Consider the following 21,654-nt stretch of genomic DNA (forward strand, 5'->3'; position numbering starts at 1 on the left):
CCGCAGCTGCGCGCCGGATGTCGCACGAACGCATACTTTGTGCAGTTCCATTTCATGCCGCTGTTTCATGCCGCAGCGGCATAAGCGTGTCGATCTGCGGCGCCAGCGTTCGGCGCCTGGCGCAGCGCATGCCTTCGCCCGCGCTCGTCGACCGCAGCGGCAGGAAGCTTCCGGCTCCAGCGCGCCGCAAGCACGTCGATTGCCCGCACGTTTTGTCCGCCTAAATCCTCCCGCGGCGAAGGGATGGTCAGGAGGAGCCACGTGTGACCGACGATATCGAACCTTCGCTTTCGCCCGCGCGCTTGCGCATCGCCTTGTCCGACGACCATCCGGTGGTGCGCGCCGGCGTGCGCGCCTTGCTGGAATCGGCCGCCGCGCCCGACGAGGCCTGGAGCGTCGACGGCGAAGCCTCCGGCGCCGACGAGCTGTTGGGCCTGCTGGCGGCGACGCCGCTGGACCTGCTGATCACCGATTTCTCCATGCCCGGCAGCCGCGCCGGCGACGGCCTGACCCTGCTCGGGCAGATCCGCCGCCGTCATCCGCAGTTGCCGGTGATCGTGCTGACCATGATCGGCAACGCGCCGGTGCTGCGCTCCATCGCCGAGGCCGGCGTCGCCGGCCTGCTCGACAAGGCCGCCGCGGCGGCGGAGCTCGGCGAGGCGGTGCGCACGGTGGCGCAGGGCGGCCGCTACATCGGGCTGGGCTTGCGCGGCCTGGTCGACACCTGCACCGGCGCGGTCCGCGCCGGCGGCGCGTTGTCGCCGCGCGAGGCCGAGGTGCTGCGCTTGTTCGCCGCCGGCCACAGCGTTTCGCAGATCGCCGCGCACCTGCATCGCAGCAAACAGACCATCAGCCGGCAGAAGACCGATGCGATGGCCAAGCTCGGGCTCAGGAGCGACCGCGAGATCTACGAATACGCGCGCACCGAGGGCTTGCTGTCCTGAACATGGCCGGCGCCCGCGCGGTGGCCGGCCGCGGACGCCGCGGCGCGGCGCTCGCGCGATGGGCCGCGCGGGCGTTGGCGGTCGCGGCGCTGGCGGCCGGCTTGGCGTGGACGCAGGCCGCAGCGCAGAAACCGGCGGTGTCTGCGGTCGAGGCCCGACCCGAACCGGCTCGCGGCGCATCCGAAGCCGATGCAGCAAACGCGAGCGCCGCGAATACGGCGCCATCCGATACGCCGACCGCCGCCGCGCCGCCACCGTCCGGCAACGCCACCGACCCGGACAAGAACGCCGCCGCCGCGCCCAAATCCGCGCCGCTGCGCATCGGCGTCGCCACCTGGGGCAACCTGCCGTTCCAGGACTATCGCGACGGCCGCGCGCGCGGTTTCAGCATCGAACTGCTCGAACAGATCCTCGGCGAGCGCGGCCTGAGCGCGCGTTACGTCGGCATCGGCGACAGCGAAGCGATGGTGCGCGCGCTGTGCGAAGGCCGCATCGACCTGGCCATGAACCTGCGCGTGAGCGCCGCGCGCAGCCGCTGCATGGCCTACACCGATCCGATCGAGAACCTGTCGCTGTACGCGCTCAAGCGCCGCGACGACGCGCGCCTGCTCAGCGAGGACGCGCTCAAACGCATGCGCATGGCCATCCCGGCCGCGCTGCTGGAACACACCCGCGACCGCAACCGCTTCCCGCCGACCCAGGTGGTGGCGGTGGCCGACGCGCCCGCCGCGGTGCGCGCGGTCGCCCAAGGCCGCGCGGATGTCTATTTCGACGCCGCCTATGTGCTGGATTGGTATCTGCGCGAAGACCCGCATCCGGCCCTGGAACTGCTGCCGACCTCGCAACTGCCGCCGTCGATGCAGCGCAACGACCTGGGCGTGCTGTACGCCGCGCCGCTGACGCGCCTGCCGCTGCTGAAGTGGCTGGACGCGCAGATCAAGCGCGATCCGCGCCGGGTCGAGGCGTTGCGGCGCAAATGGTTGCGCGCCGACCTGCAGGCGCCGGCGGCCTCGCGCGAACTCAGCGCGGCGCAGCGCGAGTGGCTGGCGCGGCTGCCGCGGCTGCGCCTGGCCCTGGCCGACGATGCCGCGCCGCTGTCGACCCTCGACAGCGACGGCCAGCCCGCCGGCATCGCCGCCGACTACGCGCGCCTGGTCGAGGATCGGCTGGGCCTGGATTTCGGCTATGTCACCGACAGCGGCCTGCGCGGCGCGATCCTCGCGCTGACCGGGCATCGCGCCGAACTGGCGGTGGTGCCGCTGGGCAGTCTGCCGGGCGGGCATTGGGTCTACAGCCGGCCGTTCGAGCGCACGCCGCTGGTGATCGCGAGCCGGGCCCGCAGCGCCGCCGCGGTCGGCCTGGAATCGCTCGCCGGCAAGCGCGTCTCGGTGACCCTGCTGAGCGTGGCCGGCCGCGCCGTCCAGCGCGCCGCGCCGAATGCGCGCGTGGTCGCGGTGAGCGGCGACGCCGAAGGCCTGGAGCTGCTGTCCGCGGGCCAGGTGGACGCGCACGTCGGCGCCCTGGCGGTGCTCGACCGCCTGCGCCAGACCGGCTACCGACCCGACGCGCTGGCGCTGGCGCCGACCGGCCTGGAGCTGGAGCTGGCCTTCGCCGCCGACCGCCGGCTGGCGCCGCTGGTCGACATGATCGACCAGCAGCTCGACGCGCTGTCGGAAGCCGAGCGCCAGCGCATCCACGACCACTGGGTGGCCACGCGCTACAGCTACGGGCTGCCGTGGAACCGGGTGCTGGCGATCGTGGCGGTGGCGCTGCTGGCGATCAACCTGATCGCCGCGTTCTATCTGCGCCTGCGCCGCGAATCGCAGCGGCGCGAAGCGGCCGACAGCAAGCTGCGCGAGGTCGCCGGCAATCTGCCCGGGGTGGTGTTCAAGGCGCGGCGCGCGGCCAACGGGCAGATTCGCTTTCCTTATCTGACCGGCCGCGCGGAGCTGCTGTTCGGCCTCGACGCCGAGCGGGTGGTGGCCGATTCGCGCGTGCTGTTCGCGCGCGTGCACGGCCAGGACCTGCCCGGCCTGCGCAAGGCGATCGCGGCCGCAGCGCGGACCATGAGCGGGCTGCACGCCGATTTCCGCATGCGCGGCGAGGACGGCCAATGGCGCTGGGTGCGGGTCAGCGCCTTGCCGCGGCCGCAGCAGCCGGGCGAGGACCGCGCCGACGCCGGCTACACCGGCTATTTCGTCGATGTCACCGATGTGCACTTGCAGGCGCAGGCGCTGGCCCGGGCCAAGGAGCAGGCCGAGGCCGCGACCCGGGCCAAGTCGCGCTTCCTGGCGACGATGAGCCACGAGATCCGCACGCCGATGGGCGGCATGATCGGCATGCTGGAACTGCTGGAGCGCTCGCCGCTGGACCCGGACCAGCAAGCGCTGCTGGGCCACCTGCGCGACTCGTCGCAGGCCTTGCAGGGCTTGCTCGACGACATTCTCGACGTGTCGCGGATCGAGGAAGGGCGGATGCGGATCGAACTGGCGCCGCTGCAGCCGCGCCGGCTCGCCGATGCGGCCGCGCTGCACGCGCTCGCGGCCTGCCGCAACCAGGGCCTGCGCCTGGACCTGCGGGTGGACGCGGCGGTGCCCGAGGCGGTGCTCGGCGATGCGCTGCGCCTGCGTCAGGTGCTGCTGAACCTGCTCGGCAACGCGGTCAAGTTCACCCACAGCGGCCGGGTTTGGCTGGACCTGCGCGTGCGCGGCCAGCGCCTGGAGATCGAAATCGGCGACACCGGCATCGGCATGGGCCCGACCCAGTTGCGGCGCGCGTTCGAGCCGTTCCGCCAGGGCGCGGACGACACCCCGCAGCGTTTCGGCGGCACCGGGCTGGGCCTGTGGATCTGCCGCCAGTTGGTCGAGCTGATGGGCGGGCGCATGCGTCTGGACAGCCGCGAAGGGCAGGGCACGCGCGCGTGCCTGGAGCTGCCGCTGCGCGCGGCGGTGGCGGGCGCGGACGCGCCGCCGGTGGCGCCGCTGCGGGTGGCGGTGGCGTTGGCCGATGCGCGTCGCGCCGATACGCTACGGCATTACCTGCGCGCGTTGCAGCACACACTGGTCGAGCCGGGCGAGGTCGCCGACCTGAGTTTCGAAGACGGCGCGCGCGCCGGATCGATCGAGGTCCGCCGCGCCGATGCCGACCCGGCGCCGCGCTACGAACTGCAGGCCGATCCGGTGCTGTTCGCGCAGGTGCGGCGCGCCTGCGACTGGGCGCGCGATCCGGCCGCTGCCGGTTCGGGCGAACCCGCGCGCGCCGCGGCCGCGCCGGCGCCCGGACCCGCGCGGATCCTGGTGGCCGAGGACGGCCCGGTCAATCGCGAACTGATCCGCCGGCAATTGCTCGAACTCGGCCACGCCAGCCGGGTTTGCGGCGACGGGCGCGAGGCGTTGGCGGCGCTGGACGGCGGCGGCTACGGGTTGCTGCTCAGCGATTGCCGCATGCCGGAACTGGACGGCTACGCGTTGGCGCGCGCGATTCGCGCCGAGGAGGCGCGTCGCGGCGGCGCGCGTCTGGCGATCGTGGCGATCACCGCCAGCGCCTTGCCCGAGCAGATCGAGCGCTGCCGCGCCGCCGGCATGGACGATTGGCTGATCAAGCCGGTGCGGTTGCAGGACTTGCAGCGCGTGCTGCAGCGCTGGCTGGCGGACGCGGCGGCGCCCGCCGCGCCGACGCAGGCATCCGTCACCGGCGAGCTGGGCGCATTGGGCGCGGCCTTGCCGCTGCTGTTGCGCGAGCTGCCGCGCGAGCGTGAAGACATCGCCGCGGCGCTGCGGGCGCAAGATCGCGCCGCGCTGGCGCATGCGCTGCATCGCTGCGCCGGCGCGATCGCGCTGTTCGACGCGGCGCTGGCGCAGCGCGCGCAGGCCTTGGAGGCGGCCATCGCACAGCAGCCCTTGCGCGACTGCGCGGCGGCGGTGGGCGAGTTGCTCGACGAACTCGAGGGGATGCAGCGGCGCTGGCAGGCGCTGGCGCGGCGGGCTTAGCCGGCGCGGCGACCGGCTGCGGACGCGGTCAGTGGCGCGCGCCGCTGGCGTCGGCGACCAGGTGCAGCGACGGCGGCGGATCGATCGCCAGTTCCTTTTCCAGTTCCTCGCGGAACTGTTCGAAGCTCACCCCGCGCTCGGCCAGTTCGCGGTCGGCGGCGCTGCGCAGGGCGCTGGAGCAGCTCAGGCTGACCTGGGCGCCGTCGCGCCGGTGCAGGGCCGTGGCGCGCTCGAGCAGGGCCAGTACCCGCGCGGCGCTTTCGGAGCCGCCGACGATGCGGCCGCCCAGGCCCAGGGTCCATTCGCCGTCGCGGCGGACGATGCCGCCGAGCAGGCGGCCCTGCGCGTCGCGCAGTTCGGCATGCGGTTCGATATTGGCCGCGGCCGGCGCGGCGGTGCGGGCGCGCTCGAGTTTGCGCTTCTTGGCGTCGCGGCGGGCCTTGGAGTTGATCGACATGGCAGGCTCCCTGGCCGCACGGATGGCTTGGCGGACATCATAGCCTCCGCCGCCGTGAGGGCCCAGGCTGGACGCGGACTGCGACGGGGTGCGCGGTTCATGCGCGGGCCGCATCGCAGCCGAAACGGATCGCGCCAGAACCCTTTCCCGCAAGCGCGAAAGGCGTTCAGCTCGATGCGTTGGTCCTCGCGTTGTTCTGCGATGAGGCCGTGGTGCATGGGCCGGCGCCGCCGCTGCGGCGGCGCCGGCCCGAACCGCGCTCAGTGCTGGTGCGACTGCCCGTCGGCGTGCTCGTGGGCTGGCTTGCTGGAAGCCGGCTTGGCGGGCGCTGGCTCAGCGGAAGCCGGCCCGGCGGGTGCGTTCGATCGCGGCTCGCCGCGAGCCTTGGCCGGCGACGGGGGCGGCGCAGACGCGGCCTTGCCTGCAGGCTCGTGCGCGCCTGCGTGGTCTTTTGCGCCGGCTTCCTCGGCCGCATCGCCATGCCCGTGTGCGTGCCCGTCGGCCGGCTCGTGCGGCTTGGCCTCATCGGCATGCGCATGCCCGCCTGCGGCGGCTTCATCGGCATGCGCATCGGCCTCGTCGTGCCCATGACCGCCGGCATCGTCGTGCCCGGCCATGTTTTCGCCGCCGCCGTGCGAATGCCCGTCGCTGCGCGCGACCAGCGCGCGATAGCCCTGCGCGTCCAGCGACGGCAGGCGGCCGAGGAAGGCGACCAGATCCCACAGGTGGCCGTCGTCCATGCTGCCGCCCCAGGCCGGCATGCCCGAGGCCTTGATGCCGTGCTTGATCGTCCAGAACGCGGACGCGGCATCGACCTCGCGCTGCGACAGGTTCGGCGGCGCCGGATACAGCCCGCGCGAGAGCTCGCTCGGGCCGGCGCCCGGGCTCAGATGGCAGCCCGCGCACATCGCCGCGTAGTTGCCGGCGCCGCGGCGCACGCGCTCGGCGTCGTCGAGGTTCGCCGGCACCGTCAGCGTCTGCGCGCGCACCGCGATCGAGCGTTCGCGCGCGTACTCGAGCACGGCGTACACCGGTCGCGTATGCGGCGCATCGGCGCCGACGTCATAGACGCCGGACCACAGCGTCGCTGCGCCGATCGCGCCCGCGGCCACGGCCGCGCCGCCGAACCACAGCCCGGTTCTCAGGAGAGCGTTCATGGGCGCGCTCCGTCAGAACCACAGCCGCACGCCGGCGACCAGGCGGGTGTCTTCGACCCGCTCGCCGTGCGCGCGCCGGTAATCGGCGGTGTCGCCGAACGCGCGCTCCCAGCTCACGCCCACATACGGCGCGAACTTGCGGCTGATCTCGTAACGCAGGCGCAAGCCGGCTTCGGCCGTGCTCAGGCCGGCGCCGGTTTCGCGGCGCGGATCGTCCTTGCCGTAGAACTCGACCTCGACCAGCGGCTGCAGGATCAGGCGGTTGGTCAGCAGCAGTTCGTACTCGGCTTCCAGGTTCAGCGCGGTCTGCCCGCGTTCGCCCAGGTAGGCGGTGGCCGAGACTTCGAACTTGTACGGCGACAAGCCTTGCACGCCGAACGCGGCCCAGCTTTGCGCGCGCTGCGGGCGGAAGTCGTGGCGCACGCCGGCGACCACGTCCCACCACGGCGAGATCGCGCGGCCGTACAGCGCTTCCAGGTTGGCCGATTCGGTGCGGCCTTGTTCGCGCTCGCCTTCGCTGCGCAGCCACAGCCGGTTGGTGTCGCTGCCGAACCAGGCCTGGCCTTCCCAGGCCTGGGCGCTGCCGCGATCGGCGTCGACCGCTTCCAGCCGGTTGATCACCACCATGCGGTTGAACTCGGGCGCGTGCTGCATGTGCAGGCTGATCGGCGGAAACGCGGCGGTGCGGTCGGCGTCGGTGACGGCGGGGATCGGCTCGCGCGGGGTTTGCGACGCTTGCGCGCGCGGCGCGGCGGTGTGGCCCATCGCGGCGTGGTCCATCTGGGAATGGTCCATTTGCGAGTGGTCCATGTTCGAATGGTCCATCTTCGAATGGTCCATCGCGGCGCCTGCGGGCTTGGCCGGCGCGGCGTGGTCCATCTTCGAGTGATCCATCTTCGAATGATCGGGCGCGGCGTTTGCGTCGTCCTTTGCAGCGCCCGGCTCGGGCGAATGGCCCATCGCGGCGTGGTCCATCGCGGTCGCCTCGGCGGGCGCGGCGGCTTTCTTCTTCGGAGCGTTCTTGTTCGCGTCGTTCGTCTGCGCGTGATTCATCCGGGAGTGGTCCATCCCCGAATGATCCATCGCAGCCGGTGCGGTCTGCGGCGTTTGTTGCGCGAGCGCGGCGAGGGGCAGCGACAGCGCCAGGGCCAACGCGGCGCGGGGCAGGGCAGCGGTCGTGTTCATTCTTCGACCCTCACTTCGCGCATCATTCCCGCTTCCATGTGGTAGAGCAGATGGCAGTGGAAGGCCCAGCGGCCGAGCGCGTCGGCGCGCACGCGATAGCTGCGGCGGGTGCCCGGCGGCATGTCGATGGTGTGCTTGCGGACCTGGAACTCGCCTTGCTCGTTCTCCAGATCGCTCCACAGGCCGTGCAGATGGATCGGGTGGGTCATCATGGTGTCGTTGACCAGCACGATGCGCAGGCGCTCGCCGTAGGTCAGGCGGATCGGATCGGCGCCCATGAACTTCTGCCCGTCGAAGGACCAGGCGAACTTCTCCATGTGGCCGGTGAGGTGCAGCTCGATCTCGCGCCCGGGCTCGCGTCCGTCGGGATCGTCGAAGGTGCTGCGCAGGTCGGAATAGGTCAGCACCTTGCGGCCGTTGTTGCGCAGGCCGATGCCGGGGTCGTCGAGCTTGGGCGACACGCTCATCGCGCGCATGTCGATCAGGCGATCGTCGCCGCCGGGCTTGGCGGCGGCGCCGTGATCCATGCCGCCGTGGCCCATCGCGGCGTGGTCCATGCCGCCGCCGCTCGCAGCTTTCATGTTCGCGCCGCAGCCGCCCTCCATGCCCTTGGGCTTGGCGCCCATGCTGGCGCCGCAACCGCCTTCCATGCCTTTCATCGCCGACATGTCGTGCCCGCCCATGCCGCCGTGGCCCATGTCCTCCATGGTCAGCAGCGGGCGCGGGTCGGTGCGCGGCACTTCCGCTTCCAGGCCCTGGCGCACGGCCAGGGTGCCGCGCACGTAGCCGGTGCGGGCGTTGTCCTGGCAGAAGATGGTGAACGCGTCCTGGCCCGAGGGTTCGACGATGACGTCGTAGGTTTCGGCCACGGCGATACGGAATTCGTCGACGCTGACCGGATGCACCGGCATGCCGTCGGCGGCGACCACGGTCATCTTCAGGCCGGGGATGCGCACGTCGAAGTAGGTCATCGCCGAGCCGTTGACGAAGCGCAGCAGCACCTTCTCGCCGGGCTTGAACAGGCCAGTCCAGTTGCCCGCGGGCGTGACGCCGTTGAGCAGGTAGGTGTAGGTGTGGCCGTTGACGTCGGACAGGTCGGTCGGGGTCATGCGCATGCGGCCCCATTCGCCGCGGTCGCGCAGGGTCGCGGCCAGGCCTTTGTCGCCGACGTCGCGGATCGCGTCGCCGACGGTGCGCTTGTAGTAGTTGTCGTAGCTTGACATCTGCTTGAGCCGGCGGAACAGCGCGGCCGGTTCCAGGTCGGTCCAGTCCGACAGCAGCAGCACGTGCTCGCGGTCGTAGCGATACGGATGCGGCTCGCGCGGGTCGATCACGATCGCGCCGTACAGGCCGGCCTGTTCCTGGAACAGCGAATGGCTGTGATACCAGTAGGTGCCGGACTGGCCGACGCGGAAGCGGTAGACATAGCTCTCGCCCGGGCGGATGCCGTCGAAGCTCAGGCCGGGCACGCCGTCCATGTTGGCCGGCAGGATCAGGCCGTGCCAATGGATCGAGCTCATGCCTTCGCGCAGGCGGTTGGCCACGCGCAGGGTCACGGTGTCGCCTTCGCGCCAGCGCAGGATCGGCGCCGGCAGGCTGCCGTTGACGGTCACCGCCGGGCGCACCTTGCCGGTGAAGTTGACCTGGGTGGCGCCGATGTCGAGAGCGAAGTCGGTGCCGCTGAGCACGCGCGGGGCCTGCGCCATCGGCGCGGCGAAGGCGTTGCGCCACAGGCCGCTGCCGGCGATGGCGCCGCCGGCGGCGAGGCCGGCGACGAAGCGGCGGCGGCCGGGATCGGCGGGGGAGCCGAACGGGGTAATCGGTAGTTTCATGGAAGCCTTCCGTCGGGAAGCGCCGCGATCAGTCTCGCGGCGGGCTGCGCGCGCGGCAAGCGCCGAAGGCGCCGCCGCGTCGCGGACAGGCGGCCGCGCACGCCGCGCGGGCGGGGCCGCGGGGCGAACGGGCCGTGGGCCGGAGCGATCCGGCCGGGCGCGAGCTCAGGCGATGGGTGGCCGGATCAACCGGCTCGGCACGCCGCTGGGCGGGGCGTGCGGGCCCGGCAGCGCGGGCGCGACCGTGTCCAGGCGCGGCGGCAGCGGCACGATCGCGTGGGCGATGCTGGCCGCCTGCAGACAGTCGCACTGGCAGACGAACTTGCCGCAGCAGTCGCCTTCGTGCGGCGCCGCCGGGTCGGAGGGATGGCCGGCGTGCTTCGGTTCGGGCTGGGCGCCGCCGCCGTGATGGGCCATCGCTGAATCGGCCTGGGCCATCGCGGACGGAGCCATGCCTTCGTGGCAATCGGCCATGTCCGCCGCGGCCTTGGGCGCGGGAGCGGCCGAGGCCGCGACGCGTGGGCCCATCGCATGGCCGCCGCCGGCGATCATCGCCGCCGCCGCGTAGCCGTTGAGGCTCAACGCGACGATCAGCAACACACGCAGCAGCAGCGAAAGAAAGGGCATGCGGAAGACGGCGAGGGGACGGCGGAGGAGGGCGCAGCGGCCATCATTGTGCCCTCAATCGCCGACGCGGGTGCAACCTTCTGGTGTGGGAAGGTTGTTCGCGGCGTTCATCGTGCCGCGCGAATGCGGCCGCGCGCGGACCGGACAGAGCCTCGCGGAACGATGCATCGTGCGCCAGCGGCGCGTCGCCGACCGAGCGTGCGGCGCCCGCGCGAGCGCCGACGGCAGTGGCATCGCGCGACGCGCATCGCAGGCCGATACTCGCTCTTGTGATCCGCATCGCAACCTCGCCGATTGAATCGCGGTGTGCGGCCGACGTAAACGCGCGCACGACCGCACGCGCGCCTTCGTTCATCCCGCAGCGATGCCGCAAGCGCTTGCCGATGTGCGCGCAAGTGGCATAATTCGTGCAACCACGGACGACGTAGCCACGGCTCGTCCATTTCCGGCCAGCCGGCGTTCCCGCCCGCAAGCTCGCGACCCTCAGAGCCTGCAGGTGACCCTTGAACGCACTGCCACGCGCGGTTTGCGCGACCGCCCCTTTCCGTTATTCCCGTCTCTTGAGTTTGCGCTTCGCGCCGCATGCGGCGAACGGAGCGCGGCGATGATGGACGAAGCGCAACTGGCGTTGGTGTCGGCGCATGCGTCGTCCGAAGCCGAGCCGGCCGAGATCGAACTCGCAGATGCCGCGCCGCCGGCCTTGCTGTCGAGCTATCGGCCGCACGATTCGCTGTTTTCCTCCAGCCAGACCCAGTTGCACGCACGCGGCGTGCAGCAGGCGCTGGCGCGCGCCAGCGACGACGACCTGGCCGGCGCCAGCGAACGCCTGCTGGCGCAGGTGGCGGCCGAAAGCGGGCGCCTGCCGTTGCTGGGCGCGGTGCCGTTCGAAGGCGGCCAGCCCGCGCGCTTGTGGGTGCCGGCGCAGGCCGCGTTCGCGGCCGGCCGCGCGCGCCACCGCGGCGCCGCGCAGATGCTGCACGGCGACGCGCCGCTGGCCGAGCGGCGCATGCCGGCGGTCGAACCGATGCCGGCGCCGGCGCAGTTCATGCGCAACGTCGAGCGCTCGCTCGAACGCATCCACGACGGCGACCTGCGCAAGGTGGTGATGTCGCGCAGCCTGCGCATCGCCGCGCGGGTCGACGTGCCGCAACTGCTCGGGCAACTCCTGGCGCGCGCGCCGTCGGCCTACACCTTCGCGATGGATCTGGCCGGCGCCGGCGGCCCCGCCGCCTGCCTGATTGGCTCCAGCCCCGAACTGCTGCTGTCCAAGCGCGGCGCGCGCATCGTGTCCAACCCGCTGGCCGGCTCGATCCCGCGCAGCGCCGATCCGGCCGAGGACCGCCGTCGCGCCGAAGGGCTGCTGCAATCGGCCAAGGACCTGCACGAACACGCGCTGGTGATCGACGACGTGGCCGCGGCGCTGCGCCCGTTCTGCCGCGAGCTGCACGTGCCGGCCTCGCCCTCGCTGCTGGCCACGCCGACCATGTGGCACCTGTCCACGCGCGTGGACGGCATGCTGCGCGATCCTTCGACCAGCTCGCTGCGGCTGGCGCTGGCGCTGCATCCGACCCCGGCGGTGTGCGGTTATCCGACCGAGCCGGCGCGGCGCACGATCCGCGAGCTGGAAGGCTACGACCGCGGGCTGTTCACCGGCCTGGTCGGCTGGTGCGACGCCGACGGCGATGGCGAGTGGGCGGTGACCATCCGCTGTGCCTTGATTGAGGAACACTGCGCGACCGTGTTCGCCGGCGCCGGCATCGTCGCCGGCTCGCAACCGGACGCGGAACTGGCCGAAACCACGGCCAAGCTGCGCACCATGCTCGGCGCGATGGGGCTGGCGCACGTGGCCGACGCCGAGGGCCGGGCATGAACGCGGCGCTGCCAGGTTTCGTGCCTTGGCCCGAGGAATTCGCCGCACGCTATCGCGCGCTGGGCTACTGGACCGGCGAAAACCTGTATGCCGGCCTGGCCCGCGGCGCGCGCGAGCATCCCGAACGCATCGCCATCGTCTGCGGCGAGCGGCGCTGGAGCTATGCCGAGTTCGACCAGCGGGCGCGGCGCTTCGCCGCCGGCCTGCGCCGCATCGGCATCGGCCCGCGCGACCGGGTGCTGCTGCAACTGCCCAATATCGGCGAGCACTACATCGCCTGCCATGCGCTGTTCCTGCTCGGCGCGCTGCCGGTGTTCGCGCTGCCGGCGCATCGTCGCGCCGAGATCGGTTACTTCGTCGGCCATGCTCAAGCCCGTGCTTGCGTGATTGCCGATCGCGACGGTGACTTCGACTTCCGCACGATGATCCGCGAAGTGCGCGCCGAGCACGCCTGCCTGAGCGAGGTGGTGGTGGTCGGCGACGCCGAGGAGTTCCGCGGCTTCGACGACTTGCTCGATGAGCCGCTTGCGGGCGAGGGGCCGGACGCGAGCGAAGTGGCGTTCCTGCAACTGTCCGGCGGCAGCACCGGCGTGCCTAAGCTGATCGCGCGCACCCACGACGATTATCTTTACAGCGTGCGCGAAAGCGCGCGCATCTGCGGCCTGGACGGCGACACGGTCTATCTGTGCGCGCTGCCGGCCGCGCACAACTTCCCGATGAGCTCGCCCGGTGCGCTCGGCGTGTTCCATGCCGGCGGCTGCGTGGTGCTGGCGCGGCGCAACGATCCGCAATCGTGCTTCGAGCTGATCCAGCGCGAGCGCGTCACCCTGACCGCGCTGGTGCCGGCACTGGCGCTGGCGTGGCTGGAATCGAGGTTGCGCGCGCGTTACGACCTCAGCAGCGTGGCCTGCGTGCAGATCGGCGGCGCGCATCTGGCCGGCGAGGTCGCGCGGCGCGTGCCCGAGGCCTTCGGCTGCCGTTTGCAGCAGGTGTTCGGCATGGCCGAGGGCCTGGTGAACTACACCCGCGCCGAAGACGACGCGGCGCTGACGCTGACCACCCAGGGCCGGCCGATCAGCGCCGACGACGAGATCCGCATCGTCGACGACGACGATATCGACGTCGCGCCCGGCGAAGTCGGCCACCTGCTGACCCGCGGGCCGTACACCATCCGCGGCTATTACCGCGCCGAAGCCCACAACGCCCGCGCGTTCACCGCCGACGGCTTCTACCGCACCGGCGACCGCGTGCGGCGCCTGTCCGGCGGGCATCTGATCGTCGAAGGACGGGCCAAGGATCAGGTCAACCGCGGCGGCGAAAAAATCGCTGCCGAAGAAGTGGAAGGTTATCTGCTCGCGCATCCGGCGGTGTTCGACGCCGCGCTGGTGGCGATGCCCGACCGTTGGCTCGGCGAGAAATCCTGCGCTTTCGTGACCCTGCGCGAACCGGCGCAGGCGACGTCGCGCGAGCTGGCCCAGTTCCTGCGCGAACGCGGCATCGCCGCCTTCAAAGTGCCCGACCGCATCGAATTCCTCGCCGCGCTGCCGCGCACCGCGGTCGGCAAGATCGACAAAAAGGCCTTGCGTGCGCGCTTCGCCGCGCCGTCCGCCGTTCCCGCTTCCTCTTTCGTCCAGGCCTCGTCATGACCATTCCCAAGATCGCCTCCTATCCCATGCCCGAGCCGTCGCAGTGGCCGGCCAACCGGGTCGACTGGCGCCCCGAGCCGTCGCGCGCGGTGCTGTTGATCCACGATCTGCAGGAGTATTTCCTGGCCTTCTACGACCAGGCCCAGGCGCCGGTACCGCAGTTGCTGGCCAACGTGCGCGCGTTGCGCGACGCCTGCGACGATGCCGGCGTGCCGGTGGTCTACACCGCCCAGCCGCCGGTGCAGAGCGCGCAGCAGCGCGGCCTGCTGCAGCCGTGGTGGGGCCCGGGCATCACCGCGCAGCCGCAACTGGCGCCGGTGGCCGCGCCGATCGCGCCGCGCGCGCACGACACGGTGCTGACCAAGTGGCGCTACAGCGCCTTCGTCTCCAGCGACCTGCGCGAGCGCATGCGCGAGCAAGGCCGCGACCAGCTGATCGTCTGCGGCATCTACGCCCACATCGGTTGCATGATGACCGTGGCCGACGCTTTCATGCACGACATCCAGCCGTTTCTGATCGCCGATGCGGTGGCGGATTTCTCCGTCGAAGAACACCGGATGGCGCTGGACTACGTTTCGCGCCGCTGCGGCGTGGTGATCGGCCGCGCCGATTGCGCGCAGGCGCTGGCCGATGGCGCCGGCCTGCCGGTCAGCCTGGCCGCGCTGCGGACCGAACTGGCGCTGATCATGGAGCGGCCGCTGGAGGAGATCGGCGCCGACGACAATCCGTTCGACGCTGGCCTGGATTCGATCCGGCTGATGGCGCTGCTGGAGCGCTGGTCGGCGCGCGGCGAGCGCATCGGCATGGTCGAACTGGCCGAGCGCGGCAGCGTGGCGCAATGGTGGGAACTGATCCAGCAGCGGCGGGCGGCGTGATGGCGGGCGATGTAAGCCTGCCGCTGACCGGCCCGCAACTGGGCATGTGGGCGGCGCAGCGGATCGATCCGGACAGCCCGTCGCTGTGGACCGCCGAGGCGGTGGAACTGGAAGGTCCGCTCGATCTCGCCGCGCTCGATGCGGCGATCCGCGAGACCTTGATGGCCTGCGATGCGCTGCACATGCGCTACGAAGCCGAAGGCGAGGGCGTATCGCAACGATTGTGCGAACCGCGCAACGTGGCGCTCGCCCATGAGGACTACGCCGGTTGCGATGCGCCCTGGGACAGCGCCTGGCGCTGGATGCGCGAAGACCTGCTGCGCCCGGCCGACCTCGGCCGGCGCCCGCTGTTCGCCACTGCGCTGATCCGCCTGGGCGCGCGTCGCCATCTTTGGTACCTGCGCGCGCACCACATCGCGCTGGACGGCTTCGCCTATCTGCTGCTGATCCATCGCGTCGCCGAGCTGTATTCGGCCAAGGTCGGTGGCCGCGTCGCGGCGCCGGCGCGCGACTGGTCGCTGGCGCCGGTGGTGGAAGAAGAAGCGCGCTATCGCGACTCGGCCGCGTTCGCGCGCAGCTGCGAGTTCTGGCGGCAACGCTGCGCCGGCATGGGCGAGCCGGTCACGCTCGGCCCCAAGTGCGCGCCCGACGACAGCGCGCGCTCCTCGCACCTGCGCCTGCCCGCAGGCGAGCACCTGCGCTGGCAGAGCGCGGCGCGCGCGCTCGGCGTGGACTGGTCCGCGTGGTTGATCGCGGCGGTGTTCGCGTGGATGCGCGCGCGCAGCGGCGCGGACGAGATCAGCGTCGGCCTGTTGGTGATGAACCGCCTGGGCTCGGCGGCGCTGAGCGTGCCGTGCATGGCCATGAACGTGGTGCCGCTGCGGCTGCGCCTGCAGCCGCAATGGAGCTTCGCCGAACTGGCGCGCGAGGTCGCGGCCGAACTGCGCGAGCTGCGCCCGCACCAGCGCTACAACTACGAATGGCTGCGCCAGGATCTGGGCCTGGGCGACAGCTACGCCCAGTTGTACGGACCGGTGCTGAATCTGATGCCGTTCGACCGCGGCTTCGTGTTCGAAGGCCTGGACAGCCGCGCGCATCCGGTCTCGGTCGGCTCGGTGGAAGACCTGGATCTCACCGTGTCGCCGCTGGCCGACGGCGTGCGCTTCGATATCGAAGCCAATCCGCAGGCCTACGATGCGGCGACGCTGCAATCGCACCATCGCGCCTTGCTGGCGTTGATGGAGGCGGCCCTGGCCGATCCGTCGCAACGCTTGGACGAACTCGACGGCGCGTGCGCGCGCGAGGCCGCATGAGCGCGCGTCCGCGGGCGCGGCTGCTGCGGGTGATGCGCATCGACGAGCGCACGCCGCAGATGCGCAGGATCGCACTGGGCGGCGAGGACCTGGCCGGATTCCCCACTGGTTGGGAAGGCGCGCACATCAAGCTGCTGTTGCCGGCCGCGCCTGGCGAGGTCCCGGTGCTGCCGCAGTTCGGCGAACACGGGCCGGCGTGGCCCGAGGGCGCGGCGCGGCCGGTGGTGCGGACCTATTCGGTGGCGCGATTCGACGCGGACGCGGGCGAGCTGGAAATCGACATCGTCCTGCACGGCGACGACGGCCCGGCGTCGCGCTGGGCAAGCAACGCCAAAGTCGGCGATCAACTCGGCGTGGCGGGCCCCGGTGGGCCGGAGCTGTTCCGCGCCGATGCCGCGCGGCATCTGTTGATCGGCGATCCCAGCAGCTATGCGCTGATCTGCGCGGTGATCGCGCGGTTGCCGGCGCAGGCGCGCATCGATGCGTTGCTGGAAGTGCCCGACGCCAGCGAAATCCAGCCCTTGCCCGCGCACCCGCGCCTGCAGGCGCGCTGGTTCTCGCGCGAGGGCGAAGCGGCCGGCGCCAGCCGGCGCTTGCTGGACGCGGTGCGGGCGATGCCGTGGCCGCACGCGGAAACGGTCTCGGTCACGCTCGCCGGTGAGAGCGCGCAAGTGGTCGCGATCCGCGACCTGCTCGCGCGCGAGCGCGGCGTGCCGCGTTCGATGATGTACGCGGTGCCGTACTGGAAGGACCGCTGGGACGAGGAGCGCTATCACGACGAGCGCCACCGGATCATGGACGCGTTCGAGGCCGAAGCGGAGCAGGGGGCTTCGGCATGAGCGGCGCGGGCGCAGCGGCAGGCGACGGGGCAGGGGAGTTCGCCGGCCGGTTGGCGTTGGTGACCGGTGCGGCGCAGGGGATCGGCGCGGCGACCGCGGCGCGGCTGGCGGAGCAGGGCGCGCGGCTGGCGTTGTGCGATCGCGACGATGCGCGCCTGCGCGAGGTTGCGGACACGCTGCGCGGGCAGGGCGCCGAGGTCGCGCAATTGGTTTGCGACGTCTCCGACGTTAGCGCGGTCGCCGCGATGGTCGAATGCATCGAACGCGAATTCGGGCCGATCGCGCATCTGGCCCATGTCGCCGGCATCCTGCGCGTCGGCGACGCGGTCGGGCTGGATCCGGACGATTGGGACGCGTGCATGGCGGTCAATGCGCGCGGCGCGTTCGCCGTCGCCGGCACGGTGGCTCCGCGCATGCGCGAACGCGGCCGCGGCAGCATCGTCGCGGTCGGTTCCAACGCGGCCTCGGCGCCGCGCACCGGCATGGCCGCGTATGCCGCGTCCAAGGCCGCCGCAACCCAATACCTGCGCTGCCTCGCGCTGGAACTGGCGCCGTTCGGCGTGCGTTGCAACATCGTTTCGCCCGGTTCCACCGACACCGCGATGCAGCGCGCCTTCGCCCACGACGAGGCCGCGCGCGGCCGCATCCTGCGCGGCGACGGTGAGCGTTTCCGCCTCGGCATTCCGCTGGGCCGCATCGCCGATCCGTGCGACGTGGCCGATACGATCTGTTTCCTGCTGTCGGACCGAGCGCGACACGTGACCCTGCACGATCTGCGCGTGGACGGCGGCGCGACTTTGGACATGTAAGTCGGCGTGCATGCAAGCGCGATGGCAGCGCACGATCGCGTTGCATCGATGCAACACGTAAGCAGCGCTCATAGCGCACAAACGAAGACGCCGGCTGTTGAGCCGGCGTCTTGCGTATAACGCGCGACGTTATGCGAAACCGGCCATGGCCGATGCGCCGACGCCGCCGATACGGATTACGGAACCGTGACGCCGCGAGCGTCGTCCTCGCCGACCACGCCGCTGTCGGTGTTGTTCCAGATGATGTACAGGTACTTGCGTTCGCCCGGCGCCGGGTCGCCGTAATCGCCGTTGTTGGCGATGAAACGGCGCTGGCCGGCCGCGTACTGCTGACGGACCTTGCTGGTGACGTCGTTGGTGCTGTTCCACACGCCGTAACCGGCGTAATCGATGTTGGCCATGATGAAGATCCTCGATGAGCAGACGACGCTCGCCCGCATTCCGGCGGGCCGCTCGCCGGTGTCGTCCTGACCGGCGGTTGCAGGCAGCCTGCGCCGACCGCGCGCGCCGTACCTTCCGGGAACCTTACGGTTGCATCCTCGCCGCCGGCGACGCGCCGGGCAGGCCGCCAGCTTGAAATCTGAGCGGCCGGTGGCGGCCCTGGGGCTCAGATTTCAAGCAAGCGACAGTCCATGTTCGGCTCAGGACGCGGCCAGGCCGTTGCAGCGATAGTCGGCCAGGTCGACCACGATGACCTTGACCGGAAACGCGGCGGAACGTCGGCGCTGTTCGGCCTGGCGACGCGATGCGAATCCTTGGCGGCGCAGATCCATTTGCTCGCGCCAGAGCAGACCGTGCAAGCGTTAGCCACACCAGTCTTCGGTCAGATCGATGTGGGGTGGGTGCATGGGAAGGGATTCGTAAGGTCGATTGCTGGGTTGAGGATGTAGGTGGCTTGTTCGGACAGGGGCAATGCTCGTCCCTTCAATAGTTTATCTAATAACATAATACACATTATGCGAAATAAAAAGCTGGGCGGCAACTGTGGTCGCATGCCCTGCGGCGTCCGCATGCTGCTGTGTCGACCTCGGCGTGCTGCGGTCACATGCTGGCCACCTGTGGCGACAGCCTGGAAGGCCTACGTGACCGCGACCTGCTCTGCGTCGGGTTTGTCTGCCGAGGTCATTTCTGCCGTGCATCAGCGCTTTTCGTGTCGCATACGTGCGGATATCAATGCTGCATCCCGACAACCGGCACATAACCATGCATCGTACCCACCTGGCGGTCGATAAGTCTGTTGCATCCCATACAACCGTTTCTTCCTAAGGCGACTCTAGTGAGCGCCCCCGAGCGTCAACGAGACCATCCCATGGCAATGGTCCCACTGGCGTCTGGATAAATTCCGAGGCTGGTCTGGCACTGTGAGGCTGACCGATCAAGCCCGGTCCGATGTCCATGCCGCGCCAGGAAGGCGCCGGAAGGTTGGCGACCGAGCTTCGACCTCCTGCCCTATCGCCATCATCTGGGAGCACATCGATCGAGGCGCCTGCAGGGTCAGGAGACGCGACGGATAGACAGAGGCACGGCCGGGCTCCTTGAGCCGCAAGAGTCGGCTCAAGCCGCTCAGATTTCAACTCCATCGCTCGACGAGGCGCGTTGGCCCGGCCCTACTCACTGCAGCGTGTCGGGGCCGCCGTCGGGAGCAGGCCCCCGCTCGATTCTCCTTGCGGGCGACAACGCGACGCCGCATCACGCTGAAGTCAGCGTGAAGAACGTACTTAAGCATCATCGCGGCGTACTGGAGCTGGGGCCGGCGCACGTGCCAGAGATCCGACCCATCGGTGAAGCGTTCTTCCGGCGACTCGAAGAAGGGGCCCTGCGCTTCATCGCAGGCGGCTTCCAGCCGGAAACCCGGGCGGTCGGACAGAAGACTTCGACCTCGTTCTTGCGGGGCCAGGATCACCCTCTGCATTGGGAGGGGATGCTGGATCTGATGGACGTCATTCTGTCAGGCCACAACGTGACGCCCCATTCGGGGTTGCATAACCGAACGCCGGCTAGCGTTTTGAACGCGCATCTGACTTCGGGCTGGCACTGGGAGGCAACGGAACTTCATCGCGATGCGCACGAACTGACTACGGTCCGATTCAATGCAAAGATCCGCGGCGATGTCAAAACTGGTCGTCATCCGTTTGTGCAATACCAGGAAGGCTATTACCGAAGTCAGCGTTTGATGGGACGTCATGATTTGGTGGGGAAGTCGTTCGTTGCTGAAGTAGACCTGGACGACTTGCGCGATCTGGTGCTGATCAATCCGGACGATGCCACGGTCTGGTCGCGGCTGAAAGTTCTACCGCCCTGGGATCTGTCGCCGCACGACTTGCATCTGCGTCAGCAGATCATCCGCGCTAAAAACCGCGGTCTCATCGAGATCGCAGGTGCCCGTGACGCGGTCAATGCATTCCATGAGTTCGCACGCTCACAGCCCCTGCGACAGGGAGCCCCAGCGGACCTCTACGCCCGTGTCGATCAGCAGGTACAGCGCCAATCGAAACCCGCCGAGTCGACGCATCGTCCCGTTGTGCAGCCCCGCTCTGGGCGCACGAGCTTTGCTAATAGCAAGGACTGACCCATGAATATTATTGAAGCTCCTCTCATTCACCCGCTTTTGAAGTTGTTTCGTCCGAGCATCGCTACGTGTGCCATTGAACGCTTAGCCGATGGAATCCATTCCGCTTTGGATGTCAGCTATCGAGGGCTGGGGGTGTTCGGGTTTGCTCGCTTTGGAAAAACTGAAGCCATCAATTATCTGATGTCGCATCTCGACTGGTTGAAAGATCGCACCGGCGCCCTGCTTCAAGTGGATGCGCCTGACTCGCGCAAGCGTACCGACAGCACCTTTTACCAGAGTTGGTTGACGTTGCTCGGTGTCCGAATCCCACCTCGCGCTCAGCCGGATGAGCTATGCGGGTTGATCATGGGTCGATTGATCGAAGTGGCCCAGAATACCAATACGCGCCTGGTCGTTGTCTTCATCGATGAGGCTCAGCGCTTGTTGCCGCTGGACTACGAAAACCTGGTGAGCCTCGACAACCGAATGACCCGGGCGGGGTACTACTTCTTCGCCGTCTTCGTCCATCAGCGTGACATTACCGGCTACTCCAATGAGGTGATCGCCAACAATGATTATCCGCCTCACGTAGCTGGGCGGTTTCTGATTCGGAAGCTCGAGTTCACCGGCTTGCAGGACGTTGAAGAAGTCGCCTTTGCCTTGTCCCGGTACGACACTGGCACCGAATGGCCTCCCGGATCCGGCATCGGTTATACCCAGCATTTCGCGTCAGTTGCGTTTGTCAATGGCTTCCGCCTCGCGAGCTACGCGCAGGCGCTGTGGGACGCGGCCTGTCACTTGCGTAACGGTGTCCGGCTCCCACCGAACTGGACATGGGCGATGAAAAGCTTCGAGGCGACGGTGGTCTACCTTCTCACGATCATTGCCCCGCGCTCCGCGCAGTTTGAGGCGTTCACCGATGCGGATCTGAAAGAAGCCTTGGAAGCATCTGGGCTGATTGAGCTTGAGCTTTCGCGCTACACCTATCAGCCGCAGGGGGCCAAATGAACGCTGTGTCCCCGCTGGCATTTCTCCATCCCGCTCCGCTGGGCACTAACTGGTCGCTCTACTACGGCTGTTCGGCCTTCAGCGGCCTATGGCGCGCCGCTCGTTTGAACATGTGCAGTCGGGCCGGCCTCCAAGGTGCTTTTGGCGTGAGGCTCCGCCAAGACGATGATTGCTTCCGGAAAACCACCTTCTCCCCTACCCTTCAATCTGCGCTGCAGTCGGCCTATCCCGATGCATTCGACAGTGGACGGTTCTGGGATATCAGCTCCTGGTGGCCGTATGGCGGGCCGATACCTTGGGAGGCGATGCCCTGGCGTTTGCGCTGCTGTCCGGCTTGCGCCCGGCATTGCTATCACTCTCTGCTGTTCCAGATGCCAGGCGTACACCGCTGCCCTTAGCATCGGATTGAGTTGATAGATGCCTGCCCCCGTTGCGATCGAGATCTGCTGGCAGGCTTTCGGGAGGGACTTCCGCTCGGGCGATGCTGTTGCGGGTACGATTCGGTCGACTATGTCGCGACGGTTGAGGGGGATCGAGCGAGTTCCTCCCGAA

17 protein-coding genes are annotated in these 21,654 nt (G+C 69.7%); 10 read left to right on the plus strand and 7 right to left on the minus strand.

All coding sequences use genetic code 11. The features are described from left to right. Positions 1–263: 263 nt before the first annotated feature. Entirely contained in the window at positions 264–944 is a 681-nt protein-coding gene (locus BLU84_RS17325) for a response regulator (protein WP_233431174.1), read from the plus strand. Between the two features lie 2 nt (positions 945–946). Next, the gene (locus BLU84_RS17330) at positions 947–4,933 is read left to right on the plus strand and encodes an ATP-binding protein (RefSeq protein ID WP_074870190.1); all 3,987 of its coding nucleotides are present in this window, start codon (positions 947–949) and stop codon (positions 4,931–4,933) included. Positions 4,934–4,961: 28 nt separating this feature from the next. Here the strand turns inward: BLU84_RS17330 and BLU84_RS17335 are convergent, their stop codons facing one another. The 5 genes from BLU84_RS17335 to BLU84_RS17355 form a co-directional block, all read right to left on the minus strand. Beyond that, complete coding sequence (locus BLU84_RS17335) at positions 4,962–5,390, minus strand: hypothetical protein (RefSeq protein WP_074870193.1); 429 nt, start codon at positions 5,388–5,390, stop codon at positions 4,962–4,964. Positions 5,391–5,650: 260 nt separating this feature from the next. Beyond that, entirely contained in the window at positions 5,651–6,547 is an 897-nt protein-coding gene (locus BLU84_RS17340) for a c-type cytochrome (RefSeq protein ID WP_074870196.1), read from the minus strand. 12 nt (positions 6,548–6,559) lie between these two features. Further along, complete coding sequence (locus BLU84_RS17345) at positions 6,560–7,600, minus strand: copper resistance protein B (protein WP_425479409.1); 1,041 nt, start codon at positions 7,598–7,600, stop codon at positions 6,560–6,562. A gap of 128 nt (positions 7,601–7,728) precedes the next feature. Then, on the minus strand, positions 7,729–9,564 hold the full coding sequence (locus tag BLU84_RS17350) for a copper resistance system multicopper oxidase (protein WP_074870201.1): 1,836 nt from the start codon (positions 9,562–9,564) through the stop codon (positions 7,729–7,731). A gap of 165 nt (positions 9,565–9,729) precedes the next feature. After that, positions 9,730–10,191: a CopL family metal-binding regulatory protein gene (locus BLU84_RS17355; protein ID WP_074870204.1), complete on the minus strand. Its 462-nt coding sequence runs from the start codon at positions 10,189–10,191 to the stop codon at positions 9,730–9,732. A 604-nt stretch (positions 10,192–10,795) separates the two neighbouring features. On the opposite strand from BLU84_RS17355, the gene BLU84_RS17365 reads away from it, so the two are divergent. The 6 genes from BLU84_RS17365 to BLU84_RS17390 are packed head-to-tail and all read left to right on the plus strand — an operon-like array spanning position 10,796 to position 17,543. Beyond that, positions 10,796–12,061 carry an isochorismate synthase gene (locus BLU84_RS17365; RefSeq protein ID WP_211664563.1) on the plus strand — a complete coding sequence of 422 codons (1,266 nt, stop codon included), beginning with the start codon at positions 10,796–10,798 and terminating at the stop codon, positions 12,059–12,061. After that, the gene (locus BLU84_RS17370; RefSeq protein WP_074870212.1) at positions 12,058–13,707 is read left to right on the plus strand and encodes a (2,3-dihydroxybenzoyl)adenylate synthase; all 1,650 of its coding nucleotides are present in this window, start codon (positions 12,058–12,060) and stop codon (positions 13,705–13,707) included. Before BLU84_RS17365 ends, BLU84_RS17370 begins: the two co-directional genes overlap by 4 nt. Further along, a complete protein-coding gene (locus BLU84_RS17375; protein ID WP_139175066.1) occupies positions 13,704–14,582 on the plus strand; it encodes an isochorismatase in 879 nt (292 codons plus the stop codon). The genes BLU84_RS17370 and BLU84_RS17375 overlap by 4 nt, the downstream gene beginning before the upstream one ends. Continuing rightward, complete coding sequence (locus BLU84_RS17380) at positions 14,582–15,895, plus strand: condensation domain-containing protein (RefSeq protein WP_074870215.1); 1,314 nt, start codon at positions 14,582–14,584, stop codon at positions 15,893–15,895. Before BLU84_RS17375 ends, BLU84_RS17380 begins: the two co-directional genes overlap by 1 nt. Then, positions 15,892–16,734 carry a siderophore-interacting protein gene (locus BLU84_RS17385; protein ID WP_074870344.1) on the plus strand — a complete coding sequence of 281 codons (843 nt, stop codon included), beginning with the start codon at positions 15,892–15,894 and terminating at the stop codon, positions 16,732–16,734. The genes BLU84_RS17380 and BLU84_RS17385 overlap by 4 nt, the downstream gene beginning before the upstream one ends. Next, the gene (locus BLU84_RS17390) at positions 16,731–17,543 is read left to right on the plus strand and encodes a 2,3-dihydro-2,3-dihydroxybenzoate dehydrogenase (protein WP_074870219.1); all 813 of its coding nucleotides are present in this window, start codon (positions 16,731–16,733) and stop codon (positions 17,541–17,543) included. Before BLU84_RS17385 ends, BLU84_RS17390 begins: the two co-directional genes overlap by 4 nt. Before the next feature lie 176 nt (positions 17,544–17,719). Here the strand turns inward: BLU84_RS17390 and BLU84_RS17395 are convergent, their stop codons facing one another. Both BLU84_RS17395 and BLU84_RS27950 read right to left on the minus strand, forming a co-directional pair. Then, positions 17,720–17,944 carry a hypothetical protein gene (locus tag BLU84_RS17395; RefSeq protein ID WP_074870223.1) on the minus strand — a complete coding sequence of 75 codons (225 nt, stop codon included), beginning with the start codon at positions 17,942–17,944 and terminating at the stop codon, positions 17,720–17,722. Between the two features lie 240 nt (positions 17,945–18,184). Then, positions 18,185–18,316, minus strand: coding sequence for a hypothetical protein (locus BLU84_RS27950; protein WP_267889189.1), 132 nt, complete (start codon positions 18,314–18,316; stop codon positions 18,185–18,187). Between the two features lie 932 nt (positions 18,317–19,248). On the opposite strand from BLU84_RS27950, the gene BLU84_RS26630 reads away from it, so the two are divergent. Beyond that, positions 19,249–20,112 carry a hypothetical protein gene (locus BLU84_RS26630; RefSeq protein ID WP_139175067.1) on the plus strand — a complete coding sequence of 288 codons (864 nt, stop codon included), beginning with the start codon at positions 19,249–19,251 and terminating at the stop codon, positions 20,110–20,112. 3 nt (positions 20,113–20,115) lie between these two features. Next, positions 20,116–21,102 carry an ATP-binding protein gene (locus BLU84_RS17400; protein WP_139175068.1) on the plus strand — a complete coding sequence of 329 codons (987 nt, stop codon included), beginning with the start codon at positions 20,116–20,118 and terminating at the stop codon, positions 21,100–21,102. Positions 21,103–21,654 lie beyond the last annotated feature (552 nt).

The organism is Lysobacter enzymogenes, assembly GCF_900106525.1.
GTDB lineage: Bacteria > Pseudomonadota > Gammaproteobacteria > Xanthomonadales > Xanthomonadaceae > Lysobacter > Lysobacter enzymogenes.

Excerpts from the sequence above, each read along its gene's own strand:
- BLU84_RS17330 (WP_074870190.1), top strand. The coding sequence starts at position 947 with ATGGCCGGCGCCCGCGCGGTGGCCGGCCGCGGACGCCGCGGCGCGGCG.
- BLU84_RS17335 (WP_074870193.1), bottom strand. The coding sequence starts at position 5,390 with ATGTCGATCAACTCCAAGGCCCGCCGCGACGCCAAGAAGCGCAAACTC.
- BLU84_RS17340 (WP_074870196.1), bottom strand. The coding sequence starts at position 6,547 with ATGAACGCTCTCCTGAGAACCGGGCTGTGGTTCGGCGGCGCGGCCGTG.
- BLU84_RS17345 (WP_425479409.1), bottom strand. The coding sequence starts at position 7,600 with ATGAATCACGCGCAGACGAACGACGCGAACAAGAACGCTCCGAAGAAG.
- BLU84_RS17350 (WP_074870201.1), bottom strand. The coding sequence starts at position 9,564 with ATGAAACTACCGATTACCCCGTTCGGCTCCCCCGCCGATCCCGGCCGC.
- BLU84_RS17355 (WP_074870204.1), bottom strand. The coding sequence starts at position 10,191 with ATGCCCTTTCTTTCGCTGCTGCTGCGTGTGTTGCTGATCGTCGCGTTG.
- BLU84_RS17365 (WP_211664563.1), top strand. The coding sequence starts at position 10,796 with ATGATGGACGAAGCGCAACTGGCGTTGGTGTCGGCGCATGCGTCGTCC.
- BLU84_RS17370 (WP_074870212.1), top strand. The coding sequence starts at position 12,058 with ATGAACGCGGCGCTGCCAGGTTTCGTGCCTTGGCCCGAGGAATTCGCC.
- BLU84_RS17375 (WP_139175066.1), top strand. The coding sequence starts at position 13,704 with ATGACCATTCCCAAGATCGCCTCCTATCCCATGCCCGAGCCGTCGCAG.
- BLU84_RS17380 (WP_074870215.1), top strand. The coding sequence starts at position 14,582 with ATGGCGGGCGATGTAAGCCTGCCGCTGACCGGCCCGCAACTGGGCATG.
- BLU84_RS17385 (WP_074870344.1), top strand. The coding sequence starts at position 15,892 with ATGAGCGCGCGTCCGCGGGCGCGGCTGCTGCGGGTGATGCGCATCGAC.
- BLU84_RS17390 (WP_074870219.1), top strand. The coding sequence starts at position 16,731 with ATGAGCGGCGCGGGCGCAGCGGCAGGCGACGGGGCAGGGGAGTTCGCC.
- BLU84_RS17395 (WP_074870223.1), bottom strand. The coding sequence starts at position 17,944 with ATGGCCAACATCGATTACGCCGGTTACGGCGTGTGGAACAGCACCAAC.
- BLU84_RS27950 (WP_267889189.1), bottom strand. The coding sequence starts at position 18,316 with ATGGATCTGCGCCGCCAAGGATTCGCATCGCGTCGCCAGGCCGAACAG.
- BLU84_RS17400 (WP_139175068.1), top strand. The coding sequence starts at position 20,116 with ATGAATATTATTGAAGCTCCTCTCATTCACCCGCTTTTGAAGTTGTTT.